The sequence below is a fragment of the Nocardioides epinepheli genome (genome assembly GCF_037936805.1).
Classification (GTDB): domain Bacteria; phylum Actinomycetota; class Actinomycetes; order Propionibacteriales; family Nocardioidaceae; genus Nocardioides.
Genome location: NZ_JBBMMC010000001.1, coordinates 168,585 through 182,027, shown reverse-complemented (window position 1 = coordinate 182,027; position 13,443 = coordinate 168,585). Strand labels below are relative to the sequence as shown.

The following is a 13,443-nucleotide window of genomic DNA, read 5'->3' as shown; positions in this document are numbered from 1 at the left end:
GAGGCTCAGCCCTCGAGGTAGGCGGTGTAGAAGTTCGCGTAGGCCACCCCGTTGTAGGAGACGCCCTTCAGCTTGGGCGACTGGAGGTAGAGGCGCTGCACGATCTGGGTCAGCGGCACGAAGTAGCCCTGCTGGAGCACGTAGCCCTGGAGCTCGTCGAGGGCCCGATCCCGCTCGTCGACGTCGACGGCGCCGGCGACCTCGCTCGCGAGATCGTTCAGCCTGGTGTCGCTCTGGCCGAGGTTGAACCAGTCCTCGCCGCCGTCGGTGTCGTTGAGGATGCCCGCAACGGTGCCGGCGTCGATGAAGCTGCGGGTGATCTCGTAGGCAGGCACGGAGTCGCCGCCGATGGTGACCTTCTCGCCGTAGGTGACGACGTCGAGCGCCTTGATGTCGACCTTGAACCCGAGGTCGCCGAGCTGCTGGGCGACGAGCTCGTCGACGGCCTTCGACGTCGCCAGGTAGGGGTTCGGGTAGAGCGTCAGCTGGAGCTGGGTGCCGTTCTTGCTGCGGACGCCGTCGGCACCGGGCTTCCAGCCGGCCTCGTCGAGCAGCGCGGCCGCGCCCTCGGGGTCGAAGGCGAACTCGGAGCTGTGGTCGGTCGCGCCGGGCACATTGCTCTGGATGAACGACTCGGCTGCGAACCAGTCCTCGGTGTAGACGGTGGAGAGGATCTCCTCGCGGTCGATGCCGCTCTGCACGGCCTTGCGGACCGCGGGGTCGTCGAAGGGCGCGACCTTGGTGTTGAGGGCGAAGCCGTTGACGAACCCGAGGTAGCGCGGCGCGGCCACGGTGTAGCCCTGCTCCTTGAACGGTGCGAGCTCCTGCGGGGAGGGGTTGTAGGCGACGTCGGCCTGCCCGGACTGCACCGCCGAGGTGCGGACCGACGGCTCGGCGACGATCTTGTAGGTGACCGAGTCGAGCGTGGCCGGGCCCTGGTGGTCCAGCGCCTCGGGGCCCCAGTCGTAGTCGTCGCGCCGCTCGAGGACGACGTTGTCGCCCTCCTTCCACTCGCGCACGACGAACGGGCCGCTGCCGATGTCGTTGCTGAGGTCGGCCTGCTCCTCGGCCGGCAGGGCCAGGGTCTTGGGGGAGATCAGGATCGATCCGTGGTAGCCGAGGGTGGGGATGAAGCCGAGCGTGGGTGCGGTGAAGTCGACCTTGACGGTGGTGTCGTCGACGGCGGTCGCCTTGTCGTAGGTCGTCGGGAACAGCCCGATCGGGTTGATGCCCTCGTCGGGGCGCCCGTCGGCCCAGATGTCGAGGTTGGCGACCACCGCCTCGGCGTCGAGTGGGGTGCCGTCGGAGAAGGTGACGCCGTCCTTGAGGTGCAGCGTGAACTCGGTGGCGTCGTCGTTCTGCTCCCAGCTCTCGGCGATCCAGGGACTCACCTCGCCGTTCTCGTCGACGTAGACGAGCTTGTCGGTGACGTGGCCCCAGATGTGGCCCTGGAAGCTGGAGATCGCGCTGTTGTTGGGGATCCAGGAGTCGCCGAGGGAGTCGATGACGAAGGTGATGTCACCGCCCTCCTGCTTCTGGCCGTTCCCCTGCTCGCTGCCGGCGCCCGACGCGGCGCAGCCCGCGGCGAGGGCGAGGGTCGCGGTGACGGCGGCGACGGCGCGCAGGCCGCGTCCGAGTCGGCGGCCGGCGAGCGCGCGGAACGCTGTGCGGTCGGTCTTCATGGGATTCTCCTCGGGAACAGGCTCGGGATCGAGTCCTGAGTTTTGGTTACTCGATCAAGTTACTCATATTTCCCGGCGAGCCTAGGCAGAGCGGCGGTGGCCGGTCCAAGAGCAGTGGGCGATGAGAATCCATCCACGAGTCTGATCGTGTTCCGGATCACGCGGGACGTCCGCGCGCCGCCGTGGCCGCCTACGGTGGGTGGTGTGAGGCGATCGGTCGAGACCAGCGCGCACTGGGGCACCTACCTGGTCGACGTCGAGGACGGCCAGGTGGTCGGCGTCCGGGCTCATGCCGGAGACGAGGTCGCTCCCGCGGCCGGCAACGTCGTGGGCGCCCATCGGCACCGCTCGCGCGTGGCTCGACCGGCGGTGCGTCGCGCGTGGTTGGAGCGGGGACCTGGGCCGGACCCCGACCGCGGGGCTCCGGATCAGGCCTACGTCGAGGTCTCCTGGGAGGTCGCCCTCGACCTGGTCGCCAGGGAGCTCGACCGGGTACGCACCGATCATGGGAACCAGGCGATCTACGGCGGCTCCTACGGCTGGGGGAGCGCGGGGCGCCTGCACCACGCCCAGAGCCAGCTGCACGGCTTCCTCAACGGCATCGGCGGGTACGTGCGGTCGGTCAACGACTACAGCCGCGGCGCGAGCCTGGTCCTCCTCCCGCACCTGGTCGGCGCGCAGGCCGCCGCGGAGCTGCGCACCCGCCCGGCGTCCTGGCCACAGATCGCCGAGCACACCGAGCTGCTGGTCACCTTCGGCGGCCTGCGGCGGTCCAACACCTGGACCGTCCCGGGCGGTCAGTCGCGGCACGACGGGCTGGAGCGAGCCGCGCACGCTTCCCGGACGACGCGGGTGGTCTCCCTCTCGGCGCAACGCGACGACGTCGACGACGCCGCCGAGTGGATCGGGGTCATGCCGGGCACCGACGTCGCCGTGCAGCTAGCACTGGTGCAGGTGCTGATCGCCGACGGCCTGGCCGACGAGGCGTTCCTCGAGCGCTACACCTCGGGCGCCGAGCGGGTGCGCGAGTACGTCCTGGGCCATCGCGACGGCGTCCCGAAGACACCGGAGTGGGCCGAGGCGATCTCGCGGGCGCCGGCCGAGCGGGTGCGGGCGCTCGCGCACGAGATGGCGGCCGCGCGGACCCTGGTCAACGTGGTCTATGCGCTGCAACGTGGTGAGCGCGGCGAGCAGCCGGTCTTCGGCGGCCTCACGCTCGCGGCCCATCTCGGGCAGATCGGCCTGCCCGGTGGTGGTTTCACCCACGGGCTCGGCTCCATGGGCGACTACGGACTCGGACGCCGCAGCGGGCCGCTCCCGACGTTCGAGCAGGGCGTCGACCCGGTCGACGACTACATCCCGTGCGCGCGGATCGGCGACCTGCTCAGGGAGCCCGGCACCGAGCTGCCCTACGACGGGAGGACGCTGCGGCTTCCCGAGATCCGGCTCGCCTACTGGGCCGGCGGTAATCCGTTCCACCACCACCAGGACCTCCAGTCGCTCACCCGAGCGCTCGGGCGGCTCGACACCTTCGTCGTCAACGAGACCCACTGGACGCCGACGGCCAAGCACGCCGACATCGTGCTGCCGGTCGCGAGCAGCCTCGAACGCGAGGATCTCGCCGCCGGGCCAGGAGACACCCGGCTGCGGGTCTCGCGCCGCGCGACCGCGCCCTTCGCCCAGGCCCGCGAGGAGCTGTGGATCTTCGGCCGGCTCGCGGAGCGGCTGGGTGCCGACCACGACCACGGGCTCGATGCCCACGCCTGGCTCGAGCGGCTCTACGAGGCGTGGCGTGAGCGTCCCGACGCACCCGACGCGCCGCCGTTCGCCGAGTTCTGGTCGGCCGGCGGCGTCGACCTGCCGGCCGAGGCCTACCCGGACCCGGTGTTCGCGGAGTTCCGCGCCGATCCGGTCGGGCACCCCCTGCAGACGCCGAGCGGGCTGATCGAGCTGTGGTCGCAGACGATCGCGGACGCAGGCCATGGCGACGTCGCGCCGCACGCCGAGTGGCGGGAGCCGTCCCGCTGGTGGCGGGCGCCCCAGACCGCGGAGTACGACCTGCACCTGCTGTGCAACCAGCCCGGCCATCGACTCCACAGCCAGCTCGACATGGGAGCCGCGAGCCGCTCGACCAAGGTCGCCGGACGCGAGCCGATCCGGCTCAGCCCCGCCGACACCGAGAACCGCGGGCTGCGCGACGGCGACGTCGTCCGGGTGGTCAGTGCCTGGGGCAGCCTGCTGGCCGGTGTCGTGGTGAACGACGCGCTGCTCGACGGTGTGGCCCAGATGCACACCGGCGCCTGGTACGACCCCTCGGCTCCCGAGATCGCCTCGTGCGTCCACGGCAACGTCAACGTGCTCACCCCCGACCACCCGACCTCGACGCTCACCCAGGCCACGAGTGGGGCACACGTGCTGGTCAGGGTCGAGCGCTACGACGGCCCGTTGCCGCCGGTGCGGGCTCACGAGCCGCCGGTGTTCGCGGCCGGCGCGGACTGAGCGGGCGCGGCCGGCGTGGACTGAGCGGGCGCGAGAGAGGCTGCGCTCAGCCCCCGAGCGGGTGCGCGGCGTGCGTGCCGAAGGTCCGGCGGTGGTAGGTCAGCGGTGCCGACGGGCTGTCGGTGCCCTCCGGTCCTTGCGCGCAGGCGGCGTTGACGACGTCGCCGAGCACCAGCACATGGTCTCCGGCGGGGACGAGTCGGGCGACGCGGAGCGCGACCCAGGCGTGCGCGGCGTCGAGCGCCGGAGCACCGTCGAGCAACACCCACGAGACATCGCGGAACCGGTCCTCGTGGCGACCCGCGAAGCGGGCGGCGACGTCGGCCTGGTGCGCGCCGAGGACGTTGACGCCGAGCGTCGACCCCACAGAGAGCAGTGAGAGCAGGTAGGAGCCGCGCATCAGCGAGACCAGGAGCATCGGCGGCTCCATCGAGAGCGACACGAACGCCGAGACCGTGGTGCCGGCGGGGCGTCCGGCCGCGTGGGTCGTCACGACCGCGACCGGGCCGGCGACATTGCCCATCGCGCTGCGGAACGACTCGCCCAGCACGTGGTCCGACTCGGTCTCCAGGCTCATCGGTTGCGCCATCACAGGACCTTTCCGGGGTTGAGGAGGTGGTGCGGGTCGAGGGCCCGTTTGAGGGCGGCCTGCGTCTCCAGCGAGTCGGCTCCGGCCTCGCGAGCGAGCCACTCGCGTTTGAGGAGCCCGATGCCGTGCTCGCCGGTGACGGTGCCGCCGAGGTCGAGGGCCAGGCCGAAGATCGCGTCCGCGGCCTCGACCACCTCGTCCGGCACCTGTGCGGCGTCGAAGGAGATGATCGGGTGGAGGTTGCCGTCGCCGGCGTGGGCGAAGGAGTAGATGTCGACGCCGGTGCGCGTCGCGATGGCGGCGATCCCCTCGAACGCCTCGGCCAGGCGCGAGCGGGGGACGCAGATGTCCTCGATGAGCGCGCGACCGAATCTCTCGATCGACGGGAGGGCCATGCGGCGGGCAGCGAGAAGCCGCTCGGACGACGCGTCGTCCACCGCATGTTCGACCCAGGACGCCTCCTTGCCCAGCACCTGGGCGATCTCCTCGATCTCGGCCACGGCCGCGACGCCGTCGGCCTGGGCGATCACGAGTGCGCCGCCGCGCGCGGCGAGGTCGGTGCCCTGGGCCCGGTCGATCACCTCGAGGGTCGGCCGGTCGAGGAGCTCGAGCAGGCTCGGCTGGAGTCGTTCCCGCGCGATGGCGGCGCACGCGGCCGCGGCGTCGCGGACGTCGGTGAAGGCGGCGGCCGCGGTCACCGTCGCCCGCGGCACCGGGCGCAACCGCACCGCGGCGCCCACGACCACGCCGAGGGTCCCTTCCGATCCGACGAACAGCGAGGTGAGGTCCAGGCCTGCGACGCCCTTCAGCGTGCGCCGACCGGTCCGCAGCAGCCGGCCGTCAGCCAGGACGACGTCGAGCCCGAGCACCGCCTCGCGGGTCACTCCGTACTTCACGCACCGCATGCCTCCGGCATTGGTGGCGATGTTGCCGCCGAGCGTCGAGATCGCCGCACTCGCCGGATCCGGGGCATACATCAGGCCGTGCTCGCGCGCGGCGGCGTCGAGGTCGGCGGTGATGACACCCGGTTCGACCACGGCCACCTCGTCGAGCGGGTCGAGCTCGAGGATCCGCCGCATCGGTGCCAGGTCGAGAACGAGGCAGCCCGGAGTCGCCACCGCGCCACCTGCGACGCCGCTGCCGCCACCGCGAGGCACCACCGGCACCCGGTGCTCGTGCGCGAGCCGCAGCACGGACCGCACCTCGTCGACCGACCTCGTCCGCACGACGGCGAGCGGCAGGGTGTCGACGGGCGTGCCCGAACGGTCGGTCGCGGCGCTGCGCACGGCGTCCGGGTCGGTGAGGACCTGGGGACCCGCAGCCTGGAGCGCCTCGAGGAAGTCCCGGCTCACAGGTGCTCGCGGACGATCGCCGGGAGGTCGGAGCCCAGGCGCAGGCGCTCGAGGAAGAGCACGACGTGGGCGGCGACCGAGCGGTGACTCACGTCGTTGAGGACGTCGTGGCGCCCGCCCTCCACGACCCGCACCTCGGCGGCGCGGCCGAACGACTCGAGCGCGGCCGCGACCGGGGTGACCGGGTCGTCGCTGCCGTGGACGAGCAGGGTGGGGACGGCGATGGCCGCCAGGTCCGAGGCCTCGTCCAGCTGCCAGGAGTCCGGGAGGCGGCGGCCGAGCGCGCCCTGCTCGAAGGCCTCGTCGTCGGCGAGCACGCGCCGGTGGGCAGGGCAGGCCGAACGCGCGTCCAGCTCGGTCTCCAGCGACGCGGGGGAGTCGGCCAGGCTCTGCGATGTGGCGGGCCCGGCGAGGACCAGTCCGTCGATCGCGATGCCCCCGTGGACGAGCACCGCCGCGAAGCTGGCGCCCGCGTCGCTTCCGGCCAGGACGCGCGGTGCCGGCAGGTCGTCGTCGGCGAGCAGCGCCGCGACGTCGTCAGCCGTGGCACCGGGGTCGTCGAGGTCGAGCTCGACGACGCGTACCCGATAGGCGTCGGCGGCGATCCGTCGCCCGAACCGCGCGTAGGCGGCTGCGCTCTCGCCACGACCGGTCAGCAGGATCAGCGTGCCGCGCGGTGCGACGCCGTCGGGCTCGTTCCACGCCGTGGGGGATGCCGGGCGATCGGACGGGCGATCGGATGGGACGGTGGGAGCAAGAGTGGTGGTCACGGCAACGAGGCTGCATCGTTCGTGGAGGTGGCGTCCAACAGCAGTCGTCGATCGCTTTCCATGGCCGATCGTGATCGATGTCCCACGACACGTGGAGTGAGACGAGTGCGGAAGTCGACGACCGGCGGCGTACAGTACAAACATGACTAACTCACTCGACATTGATCACCTACGGACACTCGTCGCGATCGCCGAGTGCGGTGGCTTCAGTCGAGCGGCCGCCGTCCGGCACATCAGCCAGCCCGCGCTGAGCCAGCACGTGCGGCTCCTGGAACGCGGCCTGAAGCGCAAGCTCTTCGAGCGCGACGGACGCGTCATGCGCTTCACGCACGCCGGCGAGACGGTGCTCGCCGAGGCGCGTCACATCCTGGCCGCGCACGACAGCGCACTCGACCGGCTCGCGGTACCGCAGCAGCGCACCATCGTCGTGGGCTCCACCGAGCACGCCGCCGAGCACGTGCTGCCCGAGATGCTCCAGGCCCTCAGCTCCGCCTTCCCCGGTGCCACCACGCGATTCGAGATCGGCCGGTCGACGTCGCTGCTCGACGCCGTCGGCAAGGGTGTGGTCGACGTGGCGTTCGTGCTCGACAGCGGCACCGCCGGAGCCGGCCACGAGGTCGCCAGGCTCCCGCTCGTCTGGTACTCGGCGCCCGGGTGGTCGCCGGCCGACGCCGTCGATCCGGCCGGCTCGTCCGAGCCCCTTGCGCTGGTCGCCTTCGAGGAGCCCTGCGGCCTGCGGCAGCGTGCGCTGACCGCTCTCGACGCCGAGGGCTACCGTGTCACGGTGACCGCGCAGTCCACGACGCTCGAGGGTGTGACCGCCGGCGTCCGTGCCGGCTTGGGCGTCGCGCTTCTTCCGAGCACCGGCGGTCGCCCACACGGCATGGTGGCGCGCGACGATCTCCCGCGTGCGGGGGAGGTGAGCCTGCGACTCGTCGGCCGCCGCGGGCTCGATCCGGCGATCGAGCAGGCCGCCGTCGAGTCCGCGGCCGGCTTCTTCGACAGCCGGCCGCACCTGCGCCTGGTCCCCGCCTCGCTCGACCGTACGACGGGGGCCTGAGATGAGCGACGTGCTGATCGACGCCGACGGCCTGGCCGGCCTGCTCGAGTCCGGGGGCGACGTCGTCGTCCTCGACGTGCGGTGGAAGCTCGGTGGGCCGCCCGGGCATGGCGAGTACCTGGCCGGCCACGTGCCGGGCGCGGTCTTCGTCGACCTCGAGACCGAGCTGGCCGCGCACGGCGCCCCCACCGACGGACGGCACCCGCTACCGGAGGTCGCCGACCTCGAGAGCGCCGCGAGGCGCTGGGGAATCGGCCCGGGCAGCTCGGTGGTGGTCTACGACGGTGAGGGCAACCTGGCCGCGGCCCGCGCCTGGTGGCTGCTGCGGTGGGCCGGGCTGCCCGACGTCCGGATCCTCGACGGCGCGCTGCCCGCCTGGATCGCTGCCGGCCATCCGGTCGCCGAGGACGACGTGGTGCCCGAGCCGGGCGACGTGGTGCTCGCCGCGGGCGCGCTGCCCGTCCTCGACGTCGACGACGTCGAGGGCTTCGCGCGCACGGGCACGCTGCTGGACGCGCGCGCGGGCGAGCGGTACCGGGGTGAGACCGAGCCGATCGATCCCGTCGCCGGGCATGTGCCGGGCGCCGTGAGCGCCCCCACGGGGGAGAACCTGGCACCCGACGGCACCTTCCTGCCAGCCGCACAGCTCAGGGAGCGCTTCGCGTCGATCGGTGTGTCCGCCGACCGGCCGGTTGCCGCCTACTGCGGTTCGGGGGTGACCGCGGCGCATGAGATCGCTGCTCTCTCGATTGCGGGGTACGACGCGGCGCTCTATCCGGGCTCGTGGTCGCAGTGGAGCAACCTCGGTCGCCGTGTGGCGACCGGCCCTTCCTGAGCACTCATCACCCACGGCTATCGATTCCGATCCCGGATCTGTGTTGGACCCCGGCGGACGCCGTGCCTAGCGTGGACACATCGCGCCGGTGTGGCCAATCCCGCTCAACTGAGCCGTTCTGACGCGTTCTCGTCCGACAAGGAGACTCCTATGACCCTCGCTCCCGATGCCGGTGCCACCGTCCCCGAGACGGCTGCGCGTGCCGTGCAGTTCATCAGCCTGTCGCACCTCAACCCCTCCACCGAGCTCGAGCCGATCCCGACCCGCGGCATCGACCTGCCGTTCCTGCGGCGCTATGCCGCCGCGCTGGAGGACGGCGGCTACGACTACACGTTGCTGCCCTACGGCTCCTCGACCGCCGACTCGTTCGTCGTGGCCGCGGCGGTCAGCCAGCTCACCGAGCGGCTGCGGCCGATCGTGGCGCTGCGGCCCAACACCACGCCGCCACAGGTCGGCGCGCAGAAGCTGGCCACCCTCGACCAGCTCTCCGAGGGCCGGGCCGTCGTCCACATCATCTCGGGAGGAAGCGACGCCGAGCAGGCCAGGCAGGGCGACTACCTGCCCAAGGACGAGCGCTATGCCCGCTCCACCGAGTACGTCGAGCTGCTGCGTCGCAGCTGGCACGAGCCAGAGCCGTTCAGTCACCACGGGCGCTACTACCGGTTCGACGACTTCGGTCCCGGCTTCGCGCCGTACGGCGACACCATCCCGATCTCGATCGGCGGGTCCTCCGACGAGGCCTTCGAGCTCGGCGGCCGGCTCGGTGACATCTTCAGCTTCTGGGGCGAGCCGTTGGCCGACATCCGAGCCCAGATCGAGCGCGTCCACGCGATCGCCGACGGCGCCGGGCGGCCGCGCCCGCGCATCTGGGTGACCTTCCGCCCGATCGTGGCCCCCACCGACGAGCAGGCCTGGGCCAAGGCGCACGACTACGTCGAACGGATCGGCCGCACGCACAAGGCCGGCACCTTCCACAAGAAGTACCACCACGGCACCTCGACGCCGGAGAACGTCGGATCCCAGCGTCTGCTTGGCTTCGCGGCCCAGCAGGACGTCTACGACCGCGCACTGTGGATGCGCACCGCCGCGGTCACAAACGCCGGTGGCGCCTCCACCGCCCTCGTGGGCAGCCCCGAGACGGTGGCGGCCGCGATCCTCGACTACGTCGACCTCGGCGCCGACCTGATCTCGATCCGCGGCTACGACACCCTCAACGACGCGATCGACTACGGCCGCCACGTGCTGCCCCTGGTGCGTCAGGAGCTCGCACACCGGGAGGCGACCGGGCGCCGCGGCACCCTCCAGCACGAGCATCCCGGTGCCTACGCGACCGCAGGCCGCGGAGACCTCGGATGACGCTGGCACCCACGCGCCCCGAGGCGATCCGCGCCGACGTCGACCTCTCCCGCAGCGCACTGGAGTCGGTCACCGCCGAGCTCGCGGCGACCGCACCGGAGTACGACCGCACCGGCGCCGTCCCGCGAGCCGGCCTGGAGGCCGCCCACCGGGCCGGCCTGCTCACCGCGACCGTCGGTGCGCGCCACGGCGGACCCGGCCTCGGGCCGGTCGACACCGCGCGGATCCTCGTCGCACTGGGCGAGGGCGACCCGTCGGTGGCCCTGCTGGCCGCCAACAACCTCGCCGTCCATGCCGCCCAGGCGGTGAACGGGCACTGGCCGGAGGCCGCCTACGACGACCTCCTGCGTCACTCGGCGGCCGGTCCGGCGCTGGCCAACTCGATCCGGGCCGAGCCGGAGCTCGGCGCTCCGGCCCGCGGCGGGCTGCCCACGACGACCGCGCGCCGCACCGCCGAGGGCTGGTCGGTCTCGGGCCACAAGGCCTATGCCACCGGCGGTGCCGCACTGGCCTACCACGTGGTGTGGGTCGTGACCGACGAGGAGGTGCCCCGAGTGGGGCACCTCCTGGTGCCGGCCGACGCCCCCGGCATCACCTGGATCGAGACGTGGGACCACCTGGGCCTGCGGGCCTCCAACACCCATGACGTGGTCTACGACGACGTGCTGGTGCCGCGGGACAACTTCGTCGAGATCCCGCTCACCGACGGGGCCTACCGCGATCCGGCCGCCACCGCAGGACCGTGGAGCTTCGGCCACCCCGCGCTCTACCTCGGAGTCGCCCGCGCGGCGCGCACCGCCTTCGCCGCCTACGCGCGCCAGCGGGTTCCCACCGCGCTGGGCCGGCCGATCGCGACCACCGAGCGGATCCAGAGCGTCGCCGGCGAGATCGAGGCGCAGATCGCTCAGGCCGAGACCCTGCTCTACGGCAGCCTGCTCCGGCTCGAGCACGGTGCGGACCCCCGCGAGGTGGAGGCACAGCTGTCGGTGGTGAAGGTGCAGATCGGACGATCTGTGATCGCGGCGGTCAATGCGGCCGTCGCCGCCCTCGGCAACCCCGCCCTCACCCGCGCGAATCCGCTGGAGAGGCACCTGCGCGACGTCTTGTGCGTGCGCATCCACCCGCCCCAGGAGGACTCGGCCCTGGTCGCCGCCGGGCGGCGGATCCTGGGGGAGCAATGACCCGCCGCTACGTGATCATCGGCGCGGGTGCCGTGGGCGGGGCGTTGGCCGCCGAGCTCGTGCCGGCCGGGCGCGACGTCGTCCTCGTGGCGCGCGGGGCCCACGCCCGCGCCCTCGCCGAACACGGGCTCGTGGTGCGTCGTCCCGACCGCGTCGACGTCGTCCCGGTCGCGATCGCCTCGGGTCCCGACGACGTCGACCTGCGGGCCGACGACGTGCTCGTGCTCGCGACCAAGGCCCAGGACGCCGAGGCCGCGCTGGCGCAGTGGGCCTGGCGGCCGGTGCGGGGTGCGAGCGGCGACGAGGCCGCGCTGGTAGCCGCCGACCTGCCGTTGGTGACCTGCCAGAACGGCGTCCTCACCGAGGACCTCGCCCTGCGCCGCTTCGCGCGGGTCTACGGCGCGACGGTCGGCATCGCCGCCAGCTACCTCACCGCGGGCGAGATCGTGTCGCCGTCCTCGGCGCCGGTGGGACTGATCTGGCTGGGTCGCTACGGCGCCGCGCCGGACGCGCTCCAGGAGGAGCTCGTGGCGGATCTGGTCGCCGCCGGCTTCGCCGCCTGGTCGGTGGGCGACGTCCGCGAGCAGAAGAACGCCAAGCTGCTGGCGAACGTCGCCAACGGCATCGACCTGTTCACCGGCGCCGAGGCCGACCTCGCCTCGGCGCGACGCTCGCTGCGTGCCGAGGCGGCCGACGTGCTTCGCGCGGCGGGGGAGCCGCTCCCTGCCGGTGGCCGGCTCGACCCCCAGGGGGTCGAGCTCACGATCCGTCCCGTGGAGGGGCACGTGGGTGGGCGGCTGTCGACCTGGCAGTCCTTCGCCCGTGGCGCGTCGAGCGAGGTGGACTACCTCAACGGCGAGGTGGTGCTCCTGGCCCGCCGCCACGGTCTCGACGCTCCGCTCAACGCCGCGGTGCAGCGCCTCCTCGGCCGAGCGGCCTGTCGCGCGGGGGCACTGGCGCCACTCGACGTCGCGCTGCTCGGGCTGCCGGCGTCAGAGTCCGACCAGGTCGAGGAGGGCGGCGTCCGGGGAGCCGCCTAGGGCGATCGTCCTGCCGTCGGCGTACTGCTCGAAGACGCGCGGGTCGATGTAGCTCGATCGCGCGACCGCCGGGGTGTTGCACAGCGCGTCGGAGGCGGCCTTGGTGGCCTCGACCTCCGCCTTCTTCAGCGCCTTCTCGTTCGCGGCCGGTCCGGTGTGGGCCAGGCTCGTCGCCGCCGCGAGAGTGCCGCGGATCGTGCGGAAGTCCTTCGCGGTGAACCGGCCGCCGGTCACCTGCCGGATGTACTGGTTGATCTCCGCGGCGTCCAGGCCCGCTCGGTGGCCGGCCCCGGTGAGGTAGCTCAGCAGCCGGTCCTCCTCGGTGGTCTGGTCGTCCTTGACGAGGACGTCGATCACCTCGGCGAGCTCGTGGTCGTGCAGGTGGATGAGGTCGTGGGTGTGCTCCTTGGCCGGGAAGGAGAGCGTCACGACCTTCTCCTCGACCGTCGCATGCTTGCGCAGCAGCGTGGTCAGTCCACGGCTGCCGTACTTCTCCAGGTACTGGATCGACCCCACCCGCGGGGAGCCCTCGTCGAGGATCCGGAATCCGACCCCGAGCACCTGCGACTTCGGGTCGCCGTGGTGCAGGTCGTGGGTCACCCGTCCGCGCGCGTGCGGCAGCGCGCTGGCCAGCTGCAGCATCCGCCCGAACTTCACGTGCGCGCGATGCTGCTTCCACTCGCCGTGGTAGCGGTACTGCTCGCGTCCGGCCTCGTCGGTGCCGACCGCCTGGATGTGCCCGTCGGGATCGACGCTGATCCACACCTCGGTCCACGCCGGCGGCAGCACCAGCGCCTCGCAGCGCGCCCGGTCGGCCTTGTCGACCGGCTTGCCGTCGGGGCCGAGGTAGTCGAACCCCGTCTTCGTGCGCACCCGCGTGATGCCGGGGTCGACCCCGGGCACGACCCGATGGACCCGAGTGCTCTGCTCGTCGCTCACCGGGCCATTGTGGCCGATCCGGTCCGCCGAGACGCTGACCCGTCAGCTATAGCGGACGGGTCAGCGCCAATCCGGTCCGCCGAGACGCTGACCCGTCAGCTATAGCGGACGGGTCAGCGTGAATGGGCGGGTCGTCGCGA

The 13,443-nt window shown here is 72.5% G+C and carries 11 protein-coding genes; 6 read left to right on the top strand and 5 right to left on the bottom strand.

The window, feature by feature from the left end:
* Positions 1-5: 5 nt before the first annotated feature.
* Positions 6-1,682: an ABC transporter substrate-binding protein gene (locus WMR31_RS00835; RefSeq protein WP_340536871.1), complete on the bottom strand. Its 1,677-nt coding sequence runs from the start codon at positions 1,680-1,682 to the stop codon at positions 6-8.
* Positions 1,683-1,886: 204 nt separating this feature from the next.
* Here WMR31_RS00835 and WMR31_RS00830 point away from each other — a divergent pair, with 204 nt between their 5' ends.
* On the top strand, positions 1,887-4,181 hold the full coding sequence (locus WMR31_RS00830) for a molybdopterin-dependent oxidoreductase (RefSeq protein WP_340536870.1): 2,295 nt from the start codon (positions 1,887-1,889) through the stop codon (positions 4,179-4,181).
* 46 nt (positions 4,182-4,227) lie between these two features.
* Here the strand turns inward: WMR31_RS00830 and WMR31_RS00825 are convergent, their stop codons facing one another.
* The 3 genes from WMR31_RS00825 to WMR31_RS00815 are packed head-to-tail and all read right to left on the bottom strand — an operon-like array spanning position 4,228 to position 6,892.
* The gene (locus WMR31_RS00825; protein ID WP_340536869.1) at positions 4,228-4,758 is read right to left on the bottom strand and encodes a flavin reductase family protein; all 531 of its coding nucleotides are present in this window, start codon (positions 4,756-4,758) and stop codon (positions 4,228-4,230) included.
* Between the two features lie 11 nt (positions 4,759-4,769).
* Positions 4,770-6,122, bottom strand: coding sequence for an FAD-binding oxidoreductase (locus tag WMR31_RS00820; protein WP_340536868.1), 1,353 nt, complete (start codon positions 6,120-6,122; stop codon positions 4,770-4,772).
* Positions 6,119-6,892: an alpha/beta hydrolase gene (locus WMR31_RS00815; protein WP_340536867.1), complete on the bottom strand. Its 774-nt coding sequence runs from the start codon at positions 6,890-6,892 to the stop codon at positions 6,119-6,121. The genes WMR31_RS00820 and WMR31_RS00815 overlap by 4 nt, the downstream gene beginning before the upstream one ends.
* 142 nt (positions 6,893-7,034) lie before the next feature.
* On the opposite strand from WMR31_RS00815, the gene WMR31_RS00810 reads away from it, so the two are divergent.
* From WMR31_RS00810 to WMR31_RS00790, 5 genes are all read left to right on the top strand, one after another.
* On the top strand, positions 7,035-7,952 hold the full coding sequence (locus WMR31_RS00810; protein ID WP_340536866.1) for a LysR family transcriptional regulator: 918 nt from the start codon (positions 7,035-7,037) through the stop codon (positions 7,950-7,952).
* Between the two features lies 1 nt (position 7,953).
* Positions 7,954-8,787: a sulfurtransferase gene (locus WMR31_RS00805; protein WP_340536865.1), complete on the top strand. Its 834-nt coding sequence runs from the start codon at positions 7,954-7,956 to the stop codon at positions 8,785-8,787.
* A gap of 150 nt (positions 8,788-8,937) precedes the next feature.
* Entirely contained in the window at positions 8,938-10,143 is a 1,206-nt protein-coding gene (locus tag WMR31_RS00800; protein WP_340536864.1) for an LLM class flavin-dependent oxidoreductase, read from the top strand.
* Positions 10,140-11,324 (top strand): acyl-CoA dehydrogenase family protein, encoded by a 1,185-nt coding sequence (locus tag WMR31_RS00795; protein WP_340536863.1) that lies wholly within the window; start codon positions 10,140-10,142, stop codon positions 11,322-11,324. The genes WMR31_RS00800 and WMR31_RS00795 overlap by 4 nt, the downstream gene beginning before the upstream one ends.
* A complete protein-coding gene (locus WMR31_RS00790; protein ID WP_340536862.1) occupies positions 11,321-12,364 on the top strand; it encodes a ketopantoate reductase family protein in 1,044 nt (347 codons plus the stop codon). Before WMR31_RS00795 ends, WMR31_RS00790 begins: the two co-directional genes overlap by 4 nt.
* Here WMR31_RS00790 and WMR31_RS00785 read toward each other — a convergent pair.
* Positions 12,317-13,303, bottom strand: coding sequence for a DNA topoisomerase IB (locus WMR31_RS00785; RefSeq protein ID WP_340536861.1), 987 nt, complete (start codon positions 13,301-13,303; stop codon positions 12,317-12,319). The genes WMR31_RS00790 and WMR31_RS00785 overlap by 48 nt on opposite strands.
* Positions 13,304-13,443: the final 140 nt, after the last annotated feature.

What these genes read in the sequence shown, in the direction of transcription:
- WMR31_RS00835 (WP_340536871.1), bottom strand. Translation starts at nt 1,682, where the DNA reads ATGAAGACCGACCGCACAGCGTTCCGCGCGCTCGCCGGCCGCCGACTC.
- WMR31_RS00825 (WP_340536869.1), bottom strand. Translation starts at nt 4,758, where the DNA reads ATGAGCCTGGAGACCGAGTCGGACCACGTGCTGGGCGAGTCGTTCCGC.
- WMR31_RS00810 (WP_340536866.1), top strand. Translation starts at nt 7,035, where the DNA reads ATGACTAACTCACTCGACATTGATCACCTACGGACACTCGTCGCGATC.
- WMR31_RS00805 (WP_340536865.1), top strand. Translation starts at nt 7,954, where the DNA reads ATGAGCGACGTGCTGATCGACGCCGACGGCCTGGCCGGCCTGCTCGAG.
- WMR31_RS00800 (WP_340536864.1), top strand. Translation starts at nt 8,938, where the DNA reads ATGACCCTCGCTCCCGATGCCGGTGCCACCGTCCCCGAGACGGCTGCG.
- WMR31_RS00795 (WP_340536863.1), top strand. Translation starts at nt 10,140, where the DNA reads ATGACGCTGGCACCCACGCGCCCCGAGGCGATCCGCGCCGACGTCGAC.
- WMR31_RS00790 (WP_340536862.1), top strand. Translation starts at nt 11,321, where the DNA reads ATGACCCGCCGCTACGTGATCATCGGCGCGGGTGCCGTGGGCGGGGCG.